The following is a 17,649-nucleotide window of genomic DNA, read 5'->3' on the forward strand; positions in this document are numbered from 1 at the left end:
TCATGTATATTGCGTTCATAATGTGAACATGCAGGGACTGCAGATGCCATGACGGATTCTCGAGAATCCCAAAACAGCGTTAATTTCGGCGATCAGGCGACTTTGGATTTGCTTTCTACGCTGGAAGAAGATCAGCACGTTTCGCAACGCAGCCTGGCCACCCGTATGGGCGTTGCGCTTGGTATGGCCAACGGCTTATTGAAGCGTTCTGTGCGAAAGGGACTGATCAAAGTCCAGCAGGCGCCCGCTAAGCGGTATGCCTACTATGTGACCCCACAGGGGTTTGCTGAAAAAAGCCGTCTTGTTGCGGACTATCTGGCGGCCTCGCTCAGCTTTTTTCGCAAGGGGCGAAACGAGTATACGGCTTTGTTCGAAGAGTTGCTGCGTCAAAACAAGAAAAAGGCCGTTTTGTACGGTGCCGGAGAGTTGGCGGAAATCGCCATGCTGTCTGCACAAGAGACTGGCTTTGAGCTGGTCGGTGTCGTTGCTGAAGGCTCCAATCAATCTGAAATGTGCGGATTGAAGGTGGTGCAGAACGCTGACGAAGTCGATGCGGATGCATTGGTTATCACATGTCGCGAACAGCCCCAGCAGGTCTATGACGACATGTGCAAGGTAATGGGCAAGGACACGATTTATGCGGTGCCCCTGTTGCATGTCCGCCAACAAGCACCTGAGGAGGACAAGCCATGACGAAATGGTATGTCGTCCGCGTCAAAACCTCATATGAAGACCGGGCTTCGTGGCACCTGAGGAACCAGGACTTTAAAGTCTACTTGCCCAAGTACCGCAAGACCGTCCGCCATGCGCGCAAAACCCAGTCAGTCTTGCGTCCGGTGTTCCCGGGGTATTTATTTGTGAACATGGATACGGCCTCTCAGCCTTGGCGCTCCATCAACGGCACGGTTGGCGTTTTGTCCTTAGTGCAGTTCGGCCCCCACCCGCAATCGATCGACGGCTCTATCGTCGATATGATCCGACGGCGTGAAGACATTGATGGCGTGATTTCCATTGCGCCTGAAGGTCTGAAAAAAGGCGACAACATGCGTGTGCTGGAAGGTGCGTTTGCCGATCATACAGCCCTGTTGGAAGAAGTCTGCGACGACAAGCGCGTCATTTTGCTTTTGGATTTGATGGGCCGCGAAGTCCGGGTTCATGCCTCTTCGGAAACGCTGGCCAAAGTTTCTTAAATTCCCTTAATTGCCGATAAAGTTGTCCGCTCATGAGCACCATTGTTCCCGTTATTCTATCCGGCGGTTCTGGCACGCGCCTTTGGCCGATGTCTCGAACTTTGTACCCTAAACAACTTCAGTCTCTGTATTCCGATCAATCCATGTTGGTGGAAACTGCGGCGCGCGTTTCAGGTGACAATTTCGGGTCGCCTGTCGTGATCTGTAACGCGGAACACCGCTTCATCATTGCCGAACAATTGCACAAAGCAGGGATAAAACCGGCGTCCATCATTTTGGAACCTGTTGGGCGCAACACGGCACCGGCAGCTGCTGTTGCTGCAGAAGTGTTGATGCAAGACGATCCGGATGCTTTGATGTTGTTGATGCCGTCCGATCATTTGATCACGAAACCAGATGTGTTTCTCAAGGCCTGTGCGCAGGCGCGGGCCGCTGCCGAAGACAAAGCGCTTGTGACGTTTGGCATTGTGCCCAAGGCTCCGGAAACGGGTTTTGGCTACATCCAAAAGGGCAGCGACTTAGACGCCTATGAAGGATGCTTTGCGGTTGACCGCTTTGTTGAAAAACCTGATCTGGCGACGGCTGAGCAGTATTTGCAACAGGGCGATTATTATTGGAACAGCGGCATTTTCTTGTTCAAAGCCCGTGATTATCTTGAAGAGCTGTCCCGCAGCCACCCGGATATGGTGGACTTGTGCAAGACAGCCGTCGTCGAAGGCCAGCGGGACATGGATTTCTTCCGCTTAGCTGAAAACCATTTTCACGACATCAAAGGCGATTCCATCGACTACGCCGTCATGGAAAAAACCGAACATGCCGCTATCGTTCCTGTGGATATGGGCTGGGACGATGTGGGCTCTTGGTCAGCACTTTGGGCCGTCGGGGACAAAGATGAAGACGGGAACATCTTGCTGGGTGACGTGATTGCTCACAATGTTCAAAGGTCTTATGTCCGCTCGTCCGGGCAACTGGTTGCCTCGTTGGGTGTGCGCGACACCATTGTGGTGGCGACCGACGACGTTGTTTTGGTCGCGGACAAGGACCACGCCCAAAATGTTAAGAACATCGTCAGCCAACTTCAAGACGAAGGGCGCGATGAACACATGCTCCACAAACGCGTCTATCGCCCTTGGGGGTGGTATCAGTGCATGGAGCAAGCAAACCATTTTCAGGTGAAACAGCTATCGATCAAACCTGGCGGAATTTTGAGCCTGCAAAGCCACAAGCACCGTTCTGAACACTGGGTCGTGGTTTCGGGACAGGCTTCGGTTGTGCGTGACGAGGAAGAGATTACCCTGGATGTGAACCAATCGACCTATATTCCCGCCAATGTGAAACACCGCCTGGAAAACAAGGCAGATCAACCACTTCGCATCATTGAGGTGCAAACGGGCAGTTATTTGGGCGAAGACGATATCGAAAGATATGAAGATATATATGGACGATGTATGTAATTTAGGGTTTCATTAATGTGTTTCCCGAGAAACGGGAGTAAAAGGTATATGGGAGAGAAACTTTCATGACATCAAATCACAAATTTCTGTCCTATGGTCGTCACTACGTCGATGAAGCCGACAGACGTGCCGTTGAGGACGTTTTGCGGGGCGATTGGCTAACGCAGGGTCAGACGGTCACGCGCTTCGAAGAAGCACTGGCTGAGCGCGTTGGCGCCAAATATGCGATATCCGTCACCAGCGGAACTGCGGCTTTGCATATTGCCATGCTCGCTTCGGGCATGAGCCCCCGCGACGTCAGTCTCACCAGTGCGTTTACATTTGTTGCGTCGGCCAACGCCGCTCTCTACTGTGGAGCGGACAGTGACCTTGGCGATATAGATATTGATACCCTCTGCCTTTCAAATGATGCAGTTGCTGCGTATGTCGACAAATCTTCATACGATGTGAAGACCATCGTCCCTGTTCACTATGGCGGTTTGAGCGTGAACGTCGGAGCCTTAAAAGATATCAGCCCCAAAAGTATCATCATCGAAGATGCAAGCCACAGCTTGGGCGGCGATGATGAACAGGGGCGGCCGATTGGCTCATGCGCCGATAGCGATATGGCGATTTTCTCATTCCACCCGGTCAAGCCAATCACCACCGGTGACGGCGGAATGGTGACGACCAACGACAAAGAACTCTACAAGCGGTTGTTGCAGTTCAAAGGCCACGGCATTGTGCGCGGCGATGATGTCGTCGACATCGAACAAGCCAGCGATGGGATTGACAGCGCGCCTTGGTATTACGAGCAACAGGTGTTGGGCTACAATTATCGTATGACCGATATCCAAGCCGCCCTGGGTTTGTCGCAGTTGGGTAAACTAGATACCTTCACCAAACGCCGTCGAGAAATTGCAAAATATTACGACCAGTGTTTTGGCGATCTCATCCACATGCGTCCTGCGCAAAACCGACCGGAGTACCGCGAACGCTCATCGCATCATCTGTATGTCGGCCTGTTCGATTTTGAAGGACTGGGCTGCACCAAAACGCAGTTCATGAAAAAGCTGCGCGCAGATGGTGTCGGCACCCAGGTGCACTACATTCCGGTCTATCGTCATCCCTATCATCGCAAACGATTGGGAGACGTTGCCGAACACTTCCCCGGAACAGAGCAAGCCTACAACCAAGCTTTATCCCTGCCCATTTTCCCGTCCATGCGCGATGAAGATGTTGAGCATGTTGTTAAGGTTGTTCGTACGCATACAGGGGCGACATAAGAGGGGGCTATTGCTCTACAACCGCCATCTTCGTGCCTGCGTTTCAGCCTTGCTAGTTATGAGGCAAAAGCATTTCGGAATCTACGCGCAACCTTAGAGGCAATGGCCTGAAGTGGCGGGAGTTGATCCGACAAGTGCTTGAAGACGTAATCTGAATCCACATAATGGCAACGGAAAACCATCCGTTCGGCACTCTCAATCTTGCCACCGCCGTGGATGCCCATGGTGTCGAAAATCACCAACGTTCCTGCAGGACCTTCCACACAGTATTCATAGCTGTCATTGGGAGAACTGGCCAAGAATTCAAGTTTTTCAAGCATGGCGCGGTTCTCAGGGCTTTCAGCCAAGAACTCTTTTAGATGTTGGTCTTTGGTGTCCAGCAGTTCTGACAAAGCATTGTCATCATCACGACGTGTTGTGGTGGTTTTGCGTACAGATGCAACGTGGGCATTGGCAATGTGTTGGCTATAGGGAACATAGCGAAAAGCAGCATTGGATTTGTCGCAGTCGGTTAGATAGATGAATGCCTTAAGGCATTTCTGACCGTCGAAATTGTCAAAGTGGAGCGGGAACAACTCGCCATCATGTGGCGGTTGGGAATAATCGCAGATCATCTGCGCCAAGCCATACCCATCACCTAAGAAGCCTTTGGCGATTTCATCAATACCGCAGCTTTCCAAAGCCTTTTGCGAGGCTGAAAGTTTGTCCCAAGCATTGTGCTCATCCAAGTTGCATGGGGCCGCCGCAATGCGGCAGTTTGGACCGTCACGAAAGTACTTCAGATAAGGTTCGTCCGCATCCATCAACTCCCGTCCTTGGGCCTTTAAAGCCTCAACGATTTGCGTGTCGAAAAAACCAGGGAAAGAAATAATTCCCTTGGTGTTCAAAGTTGAAACGAGCTGTTCTACGTCACCAAGAACGGACATGAAGTGATCTCCTGCATTGCATCACGATGGGCGAATTCTATCCCATGATTTGTGACATGTTAAACTTATTATCATGGCGCAAAATAAGGGGGGGGGAACGTGATGAAGACGATTAACTTGCGACTTCGTTTGGAATCGTTTCAGGGTTGCGGAAAGATGTCACCAACGCAAAAAGCATGAAATATGTCAGAAGCCACCACGTTGACCAGATCGAAAAGTTGAACGATGCTGAGACCCAAAAGCCTGCACTGAGCGCTAAGATGGTGAGGCTTTCATGCATATTCCCATCGTGGTTTTTCAATGCCGATTTGACATGGGCCCACAATACCATGGCCAAGAGAGACAACAAAGACATCAGCCCCGCCAATCCTGTTTCAGAATATATTTCCAAGAGCCAGTTGTGCGGATGGGACGGTATCAAGGGCAAATTCCCCGGGGAAGCATCTCCGTCGGTGCCGGGCGTGAGGTTAATGGTATCGATGCCGCGACCGAACCACATGACTTCTTGGGTGTGTTCGAAAGTGAATTTCCAGATAATTTGACGGTGCGGATCAATCAGCCACGTCGGCAGATAGGCGTTGGGGGGGGACAAAAACGTTGGCCCGAAGTTCAGCAGCCAGACGAACATGACGCAGACCAACAAGACTGCTGCTGCAAGGATCGGCATGCGGGCCCTTTGGTTTCTTAAACTGAAGACCGCTGCCAAGGTGAGCACGATACCGATCAACCCCGCGATCGAAGCACGGTTTGACGTTTCGAAAATGACGATGCAGCACATTACCATTGCAGCGAGGCAGCTCGCAGTCCAGTTCTTTGGCAGCTTATAGGCAGCCCAGACCATGACGGGTGCTAAGCATAAGGTCGATGCGCCGTAAGACTTTAGCCAAAGATCCGGGCGCAACACGAGGTCGTGCTCGTTTCTCAAAAACTCCATCAGCTCCGGCCAAAACCAGAAACTGATGCACGAAATCGCGGTGAGGGTGTTGGTAACGACAACAAGAGTCTTGAGTGCGAGCTCGCGATAACTTTTGTCGTGTCGCAAAAACGCCCAGATCAACGCGCATAGGGCAATGAACACAAAAGTTCTGGACCAGGTTTTAAAGGATTTGGTGATGTCCAGGCTTTCGAAGAAGCCAGGCAGCCATAGCAGAGCCGTGAGCACCATCAGCCCTTTGATAAGCGGTGTTCCCGCTTGCGCTACGCGGGAAAATACACCTGGAGTGCGCCATGCAAAAACCAGCGTGCAGAGCAATGCCAGCGCCAAGTCAGCTTGCATCACGCTGCGTCCAAACATCATCAGCGGCACACCGGCACCGATCAAAAGAGCGGTAACCTTTGCAAGGTTGAGATTGCCGGTGTGAGTCTGTGTCATATCTCGCATGGATTTCAGTGATTAAGAGAGAGTGTTCTCTAGGTACCATTGATACGCGTTGACCATGCCGTCACGCAGCGATGTTTGCGACTTCCAGCCCATGTTATGAATGCGTGAGCAGTCCATCAACTTGCGTGGCGTACCATCGGGCTTATCCGTGTTGTAGGTGTAACCGCCATCATAGCCTGTTGCTTCGCCAATGATGTTGGCAAGCTCTTGAATGGTTGCTTCTATACCGCTGCCGATGTTGATGTGATCGTGATCGGAATAGTGTTCCATCAAATAGACCAATCCATCGGCCAGGTCGTCAACAAACAAGAATTCTCGTTTCGGCGTGCCTGTGCCCCAGATTTCAATATTTTGCTCGTCTTCGACTTTGGCACGATGGGCTTTGGCGATCAGTGCCGCAACCACATGGCTGGAAACCGGGTCGTAGTTGTCGCCGGGGCCATACAGGTTGGTCGGCATGGCGGAGATGTAATCGCAACCGTGTTGCTTGCGATAAGCTTGGCACAACTTGATGCCAGAAATTTTAGCAATGGCATACCATTCGTTGGTGGGCTCCAAGGGGCCGGTCAACAAAGCGTCTTCGGTCATGGGTTGGGGCGCCATCTTCGGATAGATGCAGGACGATCCCAAGAATAAGAGCTTCTCCACCTTGTTTAAAAAGGCCGAATGAATGATGTTCGCCTCAATCATGAGGTTGTTGTAGATGAAGTCCGCAGGCCACGTATCGTTTGCATAGATGCCGCCAACTTTCCCGGCAGCCAAAAAAATGGCGTCCGGGCGTTTGTCATGCACCCACTGTTCCACGGCCTCTTGGCGCAGCAAGTCCAGTTCGTTTCGATCCGCAGTGAGAACCTCGCAATCCAACTTGGACAGCTGCCGGACCAATGCCGAGCCGACCATGCCTTTGTGTCCGGCGACCCAGACACGTTTTCCTGCGAGAGAGTAGACTTTATCCGTCATGGCCAAAATTACGGTTCGTTTGTTGTTGGACCAAATTCAGATCGTATTCCACCATTTCTTTGACGAGGTCACTGAACGGTGTGGTGTGTTTCCAGCCCAGGGTTTCTTTGGCTTTGGAGCAGTCGCCGAGCAAGTACTCGACCTCGGTCGGACGGAAGTAGCGCGGATCAATCTCGATCAACACGTCACCGTTGTCCGCATCAATGCCCAACTGATCGACGCCTTCGCCTTTCCATTCGATGGTGCGCCCGATGTGCGAAAAGGCCAGTTCTACGAATTCGCGAACGGAATGGGTTTCTTCGGTGCACAGCACGAAGTCGTCTGGGGTGTCATGTTGGACGATGCGCCACATGCCTTCGACATAATCGCGGGCGTGACCCCAGTCGCGACACGCATCCAAGTTGCCCAGGTAGATCTTGTCTTGTAGCCCGTGTTTGATCGCAGCAACGGCGCGGGTGATTTTACGCGTCACAAAGGTTTCGCCGCGTGTCGGCCCTTCGTGGTTGAACAAAATGCCGTTCGACGCGTGCATATTATAAGCTTCGCGGTAGTTGCGAACGATCCAGTAACTGTAGAGCTTCGCCGCGGCATACGGGCTGCGCGGCTGAAACGGCGTGGTTTCGGATTGGGGTGCGGGTGCATCGCCGAACAATTCCGAAGTGGACGCCTGATAAAAGCGGGAGGTTTTTTCCATGCCCAAGATACGCATGGCTTCAAGAATACGTAACGTTCCGATGGCATCGGCGTTGGCGGTGTATTCCGGAGTGTCGAAACTGACTTGCACGTGGCTTTGCGCCGCAAGATTGTAGATTTCGTCCGGCTTCGTTTCTTGGATCAAACGGATCAGGTTCGTCGAATCCGTCAGATCGCCGTAGTGCATGAAGAAACGACCGTCTTTTTCATGGGGGTCGTGATAGAGGTGATCGACCCGCTCGGTATTGAAAGAAGACGAGCGCCGCTTGATACCGTGAACCGTGTAGCCCTTTTCGAGCAACAGTTCAGCAAGGAGCGCGCCGTCTTGGCCGGTGATACCAGTGATAAGGGCAGATTTAGTTGACATGAATTATTCCACAATATTTTAACTTGGGCAGTCGATTACGATGACGTCTGGGAAACCCGTGCTGAATGCGAATACGGCAGCAGCTTGGCAAACGCATATGCAAAGACGGAACTTGGCATGCCGCGGTGCAGCAAGATCCAAAAGAAGTACAGGCCAAGTGGATAGGTAGACGATTTTTTGCGCCATTTCCACCAGCTTTTGAACAATGCCGAGATGCTGTAAGCACGGAAGTTTTTCTTCTGGATATCACCCCACAACCAACCGTGCTTGTTGCGTGAGATACTTTTCAACATACCAGACTCGCTGACACGGTAATGGAACAGGGCTTCATCGATGGGGACGCCGAAATAGCCGTGGCGTCCCAGGCGGATGTTGAATTCCCAATCCTCATAGCCGCTGCGCATGCTTTCGTCGTATCCGCCTAGGTCATACCAAGCGGATTTCGGCATCAGCAGGCAGTAGGGCAGTTGGTTGAGAAACAGCTGTTCGAAGAAATTATAGTTTTTGTACAAAACGCCGTTGATATCGCCAAATGCGTTCAAATGGCTGTAGACAACCGTTTTGGGGGGGCTGTTCTTGAGAACTTCGTAAGCTGTTTCCAAATACTTCGGATCCAGCCAGTCGTCGCAATCCAGGGGCAGCACATAGGTGCCGCGGGCATTTCGAAACGCGGTGTTTCGTGCCGCAGGCAGGCCCATGTTCACCTGACGGATCATGCGGACGTCGGGGCCTAAGTTGTCGAGGAAAGCGACGGTGTCGGGGTTGTTTGAGCCATCGTCTACGAGAACGGCTTCAAAGTCTTGAAAGGTTTGAGCACGTAGGCTATCCAAGGCTTCGCCCAAGTATTCGTGCGTGTTGTAGCACGGCAAAATAACCGAGATGAGCGGCGCTGGCGATGTTTGGGGATCACGCATTCTTTGGGCTTAGCTAAAACAATCGAAACATGTCTGGAAACGGCGGCCACGCGACGTGGTGAAGCTATGGCAGCGGCGAGGCGGGATGATAACAGTGATTGGTTGGAAATGCTGCTCTTTTTTTCTAGACAGAAAGACCGATTCCCTAATCGGGATAGATGTGGCATTTATAGCGCCATGTTACACGATCCGGTGATCAAAAAACTGATGCGGTTGGGTTGGGGCGGAGCCCTGGCCTTGCATGGCGCGTTGAATCTGGTGATCCCTAGAATGCGCAATGAAATCTGCGTCTTCTACGGCGGCGCTCGCCCGGGAGACGTGGGTGGACCGTTGGTCAAAGTGAAGCGTCTGCGTGGCTTATTTGCTGAGGCGTTTTGGGGCTTTAACCTCGTCTACACTCTGTCGAATACGCCTTACTTGCCGGACATCGCCTTAAAGGTGTTGGCTTGGCGCAGCGTGCCCTTGGTTCACAACCAAAATGGCGTGTTTTATTCGGGCTGGTACGCGGGGGATTGGCAGGGGCAAAATCAGCGCATGGCGCGCACCTACCACCAGGCCGATTACGTGTTTTATCAAAGCGAGTTTTGCAAGCGTTCGGCGGACAAATTCTTAGGCGAGCGAGAAGGTCCGGGTGAAATCCTCTACAACGCTGTGGATACGACCTTTTATTGCCCGGCGGAAAAAACGAGCCCGTCAACCGATCATGCGGTTCGGTTCTTGCTCACGGGCAAGATCGACGACCACATGTATTACCGGGTGGAAAGCTCCATCAAGGGGTTAGCCGCTGCCAAGGATGTGGATGCCGAGCTGTTGGTCGCCGGTTGGGTAGCTCCTGAGGCATTGAAGCAGGCACAAAACCTTGCCGACGAGTTGGAGGTGGCTGAACGGGTTCGCTTTTTGGGGCGCTACACCCAAGAAGAGGCCCCGGGCATATACCAGGCCGCTGATGCCTACATCATGACCAAGCACAACGACCCGTGTCCCAATACCGTGTTGGAAGCTTTGGCGTCAGGCTTGCCAGTGCTGTATTCCGATACCGGCGGTGTCGGAGAACTTGTTGGAGAAGCCGGTATCGGCTTGGCTTGTGAGCAAGGTTGGGATGCCCCCAAAGTGCCGACGGACGAGGCCATGGCCCAGGGGATGAAAGATATCGTTGCAGATTTGCCGACGTTCGCTGCTTCAGCCAGACAGCGCGCAGAGCAGCGCTTTGATATCCGCCACTGGGAAAGACGACATCGCGAAATTTTTACACAATTGCTGGAGCGTACGTGATCGGGTTCACTGACAAATTGGATGTAATTCTACGCAAGATTGGTAGTATGACGCAGCTAAACCTCCGGGTTTCGCTCGCCAATCCTCATTATTTGCCGGTTTTATCCGTATGACGCTTCGAAAATCCGCCCCTCTACTGGCTAAGCTGGTCGTTTCCATCGGCTTGCTGAGTTGGCTCTTTATAAACTTGGATACGTCTTCTTTGTTGGCGTATGTCAATGTCGCAACGCTGTCGACCGTGGTCGCTCTGGCGATGGTCAATGCGTCGTTTACGTTTGTGTTGGCCTATCGCTGGGGATTGATTTTGAGCTTTCTCAAATCCCCTTTGACGCTGATCAATGCCGGAAAAAACATCATTATCGGTATGTTTTTCAACCAAGTATTGCCATCCACCATTGGCGGTGACGTGGTGCGCATCTGGTTGGCGAAACGTTGGGGGCTGAGCATTTCAGTTGCGGCCAATTCGATCATTTCGGACCGGATTTTCGGCTTCATGGGATTGGTGCTCTTGTGCCTGTTTGGCTGGCCGTTCGTATATTCCCTCACCGAAAACGAGCTGATGACCATTGGTGAAGGCATCGTCATCGGCATCGGTATTAGCGGTGTGGTGAGCTTGTATGTCATCCAACACTTCCCGGTGCGCTGGAAACAGATGAAGGTGTTGAGCTGGCTTGTGGGCATTTCCAACGCCTCTATTGGTGTGATCGTGAACTCCGGCTCGGGCACGCGCATCGTGGTGCTGTCCATCATCATGCATATATTTGATATTACGATGGTTTTCATCGTTGCCCAGGTATGTGACATCGCCTTGAGCTGGACCACGTGCGCGATTTTGTTGCCGCCGGCTTTGCTGGTTTCCGCAGCCCCGATTTCCATTGCGGGCTGGGGCGTGCGCGAAGGCGTGGTGGTCTTTGCTTTGGGTGCTGCTGGCGTGGGTGTAAATGAAGCGATAATCCTTTCGTTGTTCTATGGCCTTATTCACGCATTGACGGGCTTGATCGGCGGCATGGTTTGGGTGATGACCCCCCATGATGAGCTGGATCTGGAACGCGAAGAAGAGCTGGTTAACCACACTGTCTAACTGGTTTTAATTGGTGTTTTTTTATAGTAAGACAGTCACAACAGCTGGAAAATCCGGCTGGTGCGCTCCATTTGTGTTTTGAACAGTTAGCGGACGGCCTCTCGATGCGAATTTTGATGATTAACCCCCCGGCTTTGAACACGGTTGTTGAGCACCCAGACGAGCATGGCGAGGAATTCTTGGAAGCGGATTCATTTGGCGAATTTCCGCCGTTGGGGATCTTGTATGTCCTTTCGCATCTCGAAGCGCATACTGAAGGCCACGAATTCTTCTTCAAAGACTGTGTCGCGGAACGCATTTCCTATGAAGACTTGCGCACCTACTTCGAAGAAATCAAACCTGACATTGTGGGCGTGACCAGCTTTACGGTGAGCTTGGTTGACGTGTGTATGACGGGGGCGATGGCGAAAGAGGTCAACCCCAACGCGCACGTCAGCTTGGGCGGGCACCACTCCATCGCCTATCCCAACGAAGCGGCACAATTGCCGGAATTTGACAGCATTGTCGTCGGCGAGGGTGAGGAAGCCTTTACCGATCTGGTGAACTGCCTGGATAAGGGTGAGGATTTCACTCACATTCGCGGCGTCTACACGCGCGAATCCATCAAGCGATATGCCGACAACCCGGTGCGCGATAAGCGTTTTTTAGCGCGTGTGTCGGTCCCGGCGGCCTATGTCGAAGATATTGATGCTCTGCCGATGGTTGATCGTAAATGGATCCGCCACTACCGTTATCAGAACATCTTGGGCATCACCAACAATCTTGCGACCATTCTCAGTTCGCGCGGGTGTCCTTATCTCTGCACATTTTGTGATGTGCCCATCAAAAGTTACCGCGAACGGTCTGCGAAGTTAGTCGTTGACGAGATCGAGCAATGTCTGGAGATGGGCTATACGGAATTTCGGTTCTATGATGATCTGTTCAACATCAACGAACGCAAGGTCTTGGACCTCACCGAAGAGCTGGAGCGGCGCAAGCTGAACATCACCTGGGACTTCCGTGGCCGGGTGAACGGCGTGACTTATGAATCCCTGGTCCGCGCAAAAGCCACGGGCTTGCGAATGATTTCGTTCGGCGTCGAAACCGGCACGGACGAAGGGCTGAAGATTTTGAAAAAAGCCACGACAACGGCCAAGATCGAGCAGGCGTTTAAGTGGTGCCGCGAGCTTGGCATCATCACGGTTGCCGACTACATCATCGGCCAGCCGTTTGAGAAATCCGTTGCAGATGTGCGCAAAAACATTGATTTCTTGATGAAACTGGATCCGGATTACGCTCAAGTTTCGATCTTAACGCTTTATCCCAACACGCAAATGTATAACGACGCCGTGGCCCAGGGCATTGCAGAGGCCGGCCGTTGGCAGGAATTTGCGAAAAAGCCGACGAAGAATTTCCTCGTGGACCACTGGGATGAACACCTGACCTTGGCTCAATTGACGGATCTTCAAAAGGAAGCCTATCGAAAATTCTATTTCCGGATAAAATATATTTTCCGCAGTGTGATGAAGACCCGGTCTTTTTACGAATTTATGTCGAAGGCGAAGGGCGCTATGAAACTGGCGGAATCCAACAAACGTGCGGCTTAAATCCTGAGCCGTGCGCACTGAATACACAACGTTTTTAAACGTTTAATGGACCGTAATCAATTGACGGACGCTGCCACTTATAAACTCACCATCATCGTTCCCAGCTATAACGAAGCAGACAACATGTTGCCTTTGTTTGAAGCCATTGAACGGGATGTGCATGAGCAAAATCGTGAAATCATCGTGGTCGATGATGATTCCCCCGACGGTACGGCGGAAGTCGTGAAGAAGGCGATGTCGGAGTACGGGAATCTGAAGCTGATCGTGCGTACCGAAGACAAGGGCTTGGTGAATTCCATCAACGAAGGCATTCGTGCAGCCCAAGGTGAGGTTATCGTTTGGCTGGATGCCGATCTCACCATGCCGCCCCATCACTTGAACCACTTTTTGGGGCTGCTCGACCAAGGTGCGGATATGGTTGTGGGCTCGCGCTACAAAGAGGGCGGCGGCATCAAAGGTGCAAGTGAAAACGGCAAGACGTCGTGGTCCGTGCTATTGCGCAACATTCAAGACAGCGAAGATTCCATTTTCGGCATCGCGATTTCGAAGATTGGCAATTGGACGGTGCGCAATCTGTTGGAGCCGGAGTATTTTGACTATACCAGCGGATTTTACGCCGTGCGCCGATCTGTCTTTGATACCATCGAAGTCAAAGGTAAATACCTAGATTATTGCATTCGTTTTTTGGTTCAGACGGTGCGCGCGGGCTTCAAAGTTGAAGAAGTTCCGGTGGTGATGATGCCCCGCGAACGCGGCGAATCGAAAACCACCAGCGGTGCCTTCACCCTGATGAAAATCATGTTCGATTGCTTTATTGTGATCATGGGCCTAGTCACACGCAGAATTTAGCCAAAATCGCCCATAAACGGCCCCAAAAGGGGCATTTCTTAATATCTTTTTGTTTCGAAATATCGATAATACGCAAGCTTGTCAGTTGTGACTAAAGTTTAAGCGATTGGATATTTCTATGCTGCGATGTCGTTTGTGCGATGGGGCGCTCTCAAAACCGTTTTTGGATCTGGGCTTCACCCCGCCCGCCGATAGTTTTGTGCGGGCTGAGGACTTGAATCAACCGGAAACCCACTATCCGTTACGGGTGGTGCGTTGCGAATGCTGTGGTTTTGTTCAGTTGGATCACGTCGTGGATCCTAGCGTTCTGTACCAAAACGATTATCCATATGAATCGTCCATGACCAAAACCGGGGTCAGCCACTTTGACGGCTTTGCCGGACAAGTCTTTGATGATTTCAATCTTTGTGATGAAGATTTGGTCATTGACGTCGGCAGTAATGTCGGCGTGTTGCTCGGCGGCTTTAAGCGTCGCGGGTGCAAGGTTTTGGGTGTCGATCCGGCCAAAAACATCGCCGCTATTGCCGAGCACAACGGCATTCCGACCATCGGGGATTTCTTCTCGCCCACGCTGGCTGATACGATAATTGAAAAGCATCAAAAAGCAAAAATCATCACCGGCAGCAACGTCTTTGCCCACATCCATGATTTGGATTCTATGATTTCCGCCGTTCAAACTTTGTTGGTTGAAGATGGTGTGTTCATCATTGAGGCACCGTATCTGGTCCACTTGATCGATAATCTGGAATACGACACGATCTATCATGAACACCTGTCTTACATTTCCATCAAACCGCTGGTTACGTTTTTCCAAAAGCACGGTATGGAAGTCTTTGATGTTCGGGAGATGGATATTCACGGGGGCTCTATTCGTATTTTTGTCGGCCAGAAAGACGGTCACCCGGTTCAAGAGAGCGTGGGCAAGTTTGTCGCCTTCGAAGACGAACGCGACATCCACGGTATGGAAACGCTCACTGCGTTCGGCCAACGCGTTGCTGATCACCGTGATGAACTGATGAAGTTGCTGCGCTCGTTGAAAGACGAAGGCAAAAAAATCGCTGGGGTGAGTGCGCCGGCCAAAGGCATGACCTTGCTGAACTACTGCAAGATTGGAACGGAAACCTTGGAGTTTCTCACAGAGAAATCCATGTTAAAGCTGGGACGTTATTCTCCGGGGGGGCACATTCCCGTGGTTTCAGATGACCAACTGATTGCAGAAGATGTCGATTATGCGCTGCTGTTGGCCTGGAACTTCAAAGACGAGATCATTAAAAACCTCACTGAGTTTAGAGAAAAAGGCGGGAAATTCATCATCCCGATTCCCAAGCCTGAGATTGTTTAAGGAGCCACCAATGGACGTCGTTACCCCCAAAATCTTTTTCGAAGATGATCGCGGATATATCAAAGATATTCTTGTGCGCGAGCCTGTCGATGCGATCACCGTGATCACGTCAAAAAAAGGCGCCGTGCGGGCCAACCATTATCACAAAGACACCATCCAATGGCTCTATGTTCACAGCGGCAGCGTACGGTACTTGTCTCAATCCGGTGACGAACCGGTGGCCGCACAAACCTTGAATGAGGGCGATCTGGTCAAAACCGACATCTTGGAAAAGCATGCCGTCAAAGCGTTGGAAGATAGCCTGTTTTATATCTTTACCCGCGGCCCGCGCGGTGGTGAGAACTATGAGGATGACACGTTCGGGCTGGACCAGCCGCTGCAAGATCCCGACGAATAGGTTGGAACTGTGTCAAATTTCATCCCTGTCAATGAGCCGCTGCTAGACGGCAATGAAGGCGAATATCTCCAAGAGTGTATCCGCGACGGTTGGATTTCGTCCGAAGGCCCTTTTGTTAAGCGGTTTGAAGAGGCCTTTGCCGCCTATCACAATCGCAAGCACGCCATTTCCCTGACCAACGGCACAGACGCGTTGGACGTCGCCGTTTGGTCTTTGGACTTGGCCGAAGGCGACGAAGTCATTTTGCCGTCGTTCACGATTATTTCGTGCATGACCGCCTTGCTGAACCATGGACTGAAACCGGTGTTGGTGGACTGCGATCCGCGGACCTGGAACATGTCGATTGACGAGGTCCGGGCGAAAATCACGTCCAAAACCAAAGCCATCATGCCGGTCCACATCTACGGCCTTCCGGTTGATATGGACCCCATTTTGGCGCTGGCCGAGGAACACGGTCTTAAGGTTATCGAAGATACGGCGGAGGCCATTGGCCTGAAATACAAAGGTCGTCCCTGCGGTGGTATGGGTGACCTGGGGGCATTCAGTTTTTACGCCAACAAGCACGTGACGACCGGCGAAGGCGGCATGGTCGTGACCGACGATGATGAATTGGCCGAACGATGTCGCTGGTATCGCAACTTGTGTTTCCAACAGCCCCGGTTTCGCCACACGGAACTTGGCCGCAACATGCGCATGACCAACATTCAAGCCGCCGTCGGTTTGGCCCAGGTTGAGCGTCTGGACGACTTCATCACAAAAAAACGCAAGATGGGTGCTGCATACCTCGATGCGTTGTCGCCCATCGAGGGCATTCAGTTGCCCCTGGACAAAACCGATTATGCTGAAAACGTCTATTGGGTGTTTCCGATCGTTTTGGACGATGACATCGGTTTCGACGCTGAAGAAGCCATGCAGAAATTTGCCGAATACAAAATCGGGTGCCGACCGTTTTTCTGGCCCATGCACGAACAGCCTGTGCTGCGTGACATGAACCTGTTCGAAGGCGAGCAATACCCGGTTTCCGAACGCATCGCACGTCGCGGGTTTTATATCCCTTCGGGTTTGGGCATTACCGATGCTCAGATCGAACGCGTCTGTGATGTTGCCGAGGATATTTTTGCACGTTGACCCGATTTTCATAAAGCCTAACCACGCAGTTAAAAGTGAGGCCACCATTGAGCGATGCAGTCTTCAATCTTTACGCGGATTATTACGACCTGATCTACGCGGATAAGAACTATCAACAAGAAGCCGACAAAGTGGCGGGCCTACTTTCGAAGTATGGTGTCACGCAAGACGGAACGGTTTTGGAATTGGGCTGCGGCACGGCGCGCCATGCTCTGGCTTTGGCACAAAAAGGCTACAACCTGATCGCCACCGATCTCAGTGCGGAAATGCTCAAGCACGCTGAAAATCGTGTGGCGCACTATCCGGATTTGACATCGCGCATTGAATTGGACCAGGGCAATGCGCAGAGCTATCGTTTGGGCCGAACGGTCGATGCGGTGATCTCTTTGTTCCATGTGATGTGTTATCAAACCACCGATCAGGCCCTAATGGACAGCGCGAAAACCGCGGCGGAACATTTGAAGCCCGGCGGTGTGTTGGTCTTCGATATGTGGAACAGTCCGGCTGTTTTGAACGATCCGCCCACGTTACGGGTCAAACGCGTTCAGGATGAAAAGCTTGAAGTCGTACGTATCGCCGAACCCGGATTTTGTGAAAACAGCAACATTGTCGATGTGAACTATCAGATTTTTGTCAAACGTCCCGACGAAGAATTGTGGCAGATGCTGGATGAAACCCATAGCGTTCGCCATCTCTCTGAAACCGACCTTCGCCCGCCGCTTGAGGCAGCGGGTTTTGACGTGTTGGGCTTTTACGACTGGGACACGGATGAGGCGGCGAACGATTATGGCTGGAATGCATACTGCGTAGCTGTGAAAAAATAAGCGTATCGTCACACCAGGCG

General features: G+C 51.9%; 17 protein-coding genes. 12 read left to right on the forward strand and 5 right to left on the reverse strand.

What is annotated here, in order from left to right:
* The first annotated feature begins 48 nt into the window (after positions 1 to 48).
* The 4 genes from V5T82_RS08655 to pseC all read left to right on the forward strand — a co-directional run bounded on the left by V5T82_RS08655 (position 49) and on the right by pseC (position 3,909).
* Positions 49 to 693: a winged helix-turn-helix transcriptional regulator gene (locus tag V5T82_RS08655; protein WP_332895224.1), complete on the forward strand. Its 645-nt coding sequence runs from the start codon at positions 49 to 51 to the stop codon at positions 691 to 693.
* A complete protein-coding gene (gene nusG / locus V5T82_RS08660; RefSeq protein WP_332895225.1) occupies positions 690 to 1,190 on the forward strand; it encodes a transcription termination/antitermination protein NusG in 501 nt (166 codons plus the stop codon). The genes V5T82_RS08655 and nusG overlap by 4 nt, the downstream gene beginning before the upstream one ends.
* A gap of 32 nt (positions 1,191 to 1,222) precedes the next feature.
* A complete protein-coding gene (locus V5T82_RS08665) occupies positions 1,223 to 2,644 on the forward strand; it encodes a mannose-1-phosphate guanylyltransferase/mannose-6-phosphate isomerase (protein WP_332895226.1) in 1,422 nt (473 codons plus the stop codon).
* A gap of 65 nt (positions 2,645 to 2,709) precedes the next feature.
* On the forward strand, positions 2,710 to 3,909 hold the full coding sequence (gene pseC, locus V5T82_RS08670; RefSeq protein WP_332895227.1) for a UDP-4-amino-4,6-dideoxy-N-acetyl-beta-L-altrosamine transaminase: 1,200 nt from the start codon (positions 2,710 to 2,712) through the stop codon (positions 3,907 to 3,909).
* Between the two features lie 56 nt (positions 3,910 to 3,965).
* On the opposite strand, the gene V5T82_RS08675 is transcribed toward pseC, so the two are convergent.
* From V5T82_RS08675 to V5T82_RS08695, 5 genes are all read right to left on the reverse strand, one after another.
* Positions 3,966 to 4,835 (reverse strand): phytanoyl-CoA dioxygenase family protein, encoded by an 870-nt coding sequence (locus tag V5T82_RS08675; protein WP_332895228.1) that lies wholly within the window; start codon positions 4,833 to 4,835, stop codon positions 3,966 to 3,968.
* A 112-nt stretch (positions 4,836 to 4,947) separates the two neighbouring features.
* Positions 4,948 to 6,156: an O-antigen ligase family protein gene (locus V5T82_RS08680; RefSeq protein ID WP_332895229.1), complete on the reverse strand. Its 1,209-nt coding sequence runs from the start codon at positions 6,154 to 6,156 to the stop codon at positions 4,948 to 4,950.
* A 72-nt stretch (positions 6,157 to 6,228) separates the two neighbouring features.
* On the reverse strand, positions 6,229 to 7,176 hold the full coding sequence (gene fcl / locus V5T82_RS08685; RefSeq protein WP_332895230.1) for a GDP-L-fucose synthase: 948 nt from the start codon (positions 7,174 to 7,176) through the stop codon (positions 6,229 to 6,231).
* Positions 7,166 to 8,236 (reverse strand): GDP-mannose 4,6-dehydratase, encoded by a 1,071-nt coding sequence (gene gmd / locus V5T82_RS08690; protein ID WP_332895231.1) that lies wholly within the window; start codon positions 8,234 to 8,236, stop codon positions 7,166 to 7,168. The genes fcl and gmd overlap by 11 nt, the downstream gene beginning before the upstream one ends.
* Positions 8,237 to 8,271: 35 nt before the next feature.
* Positions 8,272 to 9,150 carry a glycosyltransferase family 2 protein gene (locus V5T82_RS08695; RefSeq protein WP_332895232.1) on the reverse strand — a complete coding sequence of 293 codons (879 nt, stop codon included), beginning with the start codon at positions 9,148 to 9,150 and terminating at the stop codon, positions 8,272 to 8,274.
* Positions 9,151 to 9,327: 177 nt separating this feature from the next.
* Between V5T82_RS08695 and V5T82_RS08700 the strand changes: the two genes are divergently transcribed.
* From V5T82_RS08700 to V5T82_RS08735, 8 genes are all read left to right on the forward strand, one after another.
* Positions 9,328 to 10,422 (forward strand): glycosyltransferase family 4 protein, encoded by a 1,095-nt coding sequence (locus tag V5T82_RS08700; RefSeq protein WP_332895233.1) that lies wholly within the window; start codon positions 9,328 to 9,330, stop codon positions 10,420 to 10,422.
* 109 nt (positions 10,423 to 10,531) lie between these two features.
* Positions 10,532 to 11,503: a lysylphosphatidylglycerol synthase transmembrane domain-containing protein gene (locus tag V5T82_RS08705; protein ID WP_332895234.1), complete on the forward strand. Its 972-nt coding sequence runs from the start codon at positions 10,532 to 10,534 to the stop codon at positions 11,501 to 11,503.
* A 116-nt stretch (positions 11,504 to 11,619) separates the two neighbouring features.
* Entirely contained in the window at positions 11,620 to 13,089 is a 1,470-nt protein-coding gene (locus V5T82_RS08710; protein ID WP_332895235.1) for a B12-binding domain-containing radical SAM protein, read from the forward strand.
* Positions 13,090 to 13,149: 60 nt separating this feature from the next.
* Positions 13,150 to 13,938, forward strand: a complete 789-nt coding sequence (locus V5T82_RS08715; RefSeq protein ID WP_332895236.1) for a glycosyltransferase — start codon at positions 13,150 to 13,152, stop codon at positions 13,936 to 13,938.
* A 118-nt stretch (positions 13,939 to 14,056) separates the two neighbouring features.
* Complete coding sequence (locus V5T82_RS08720; protein ID WP_332895237.1) at positions 14,057 to 15,280, forward strand: class I SAM-dependent methyltransferase; 1,224 nt, start codon at positions 14,057 to 14,059, stop codon at positions 15,278 to 15,280.
* Between the two features lie 10 nt (positions 15,281 to 15,290).
* A complete protein-coding gene (locus V5T82_RS08725; protein ID WP_332895238.1) occupies positions 15,291 to 15,677 on the forward strand; it encodes a hypothetical protein in 387 nt (128 codons plus the stop codon).
* Between the two features lie 9 nt (positions 15,678 to 15,686).
* Positions 15,687 to 16,805: a DegT/DnrJ/EryC1/StrS family aminotransferase gene (locus V5T82_RS08730; protein WP_332895239.1), complete on the forward strand. Its 1,119-nt coding sequence runs from the start codon at positions 15,687 to 15,689 to the stop codon at positions 16,803 to 16,805.
* A gap of 47 nt (positions 16,806 to 16,852) precedes the next feature.
* Positions 16,853 to 17,629: a class I SAM-dependent DNA methyltransferase gene (locus tag V5T82_RS08735; RefSeq protein ID WP_332895240.1), complete on the forward strand. Its 777-nt coding sequence runs from the start codon at positions 16,853 to 16,855 to the stop codon at positions 17,627 to 17,629.
* Positions 17,630 to 17,649: the final 20 nt, after the last annotated feature.

Origin of the sequence: Magnetovibrio sp. PR-2, from assembly GCF_036689815.1 — a bacterium.
Classification (GTDB): Bacteria; Pseudomonadota; Alphaproteobacteria; order Rhodospirillales; family Magnetovibrionaceae; genus Magnetovibrio.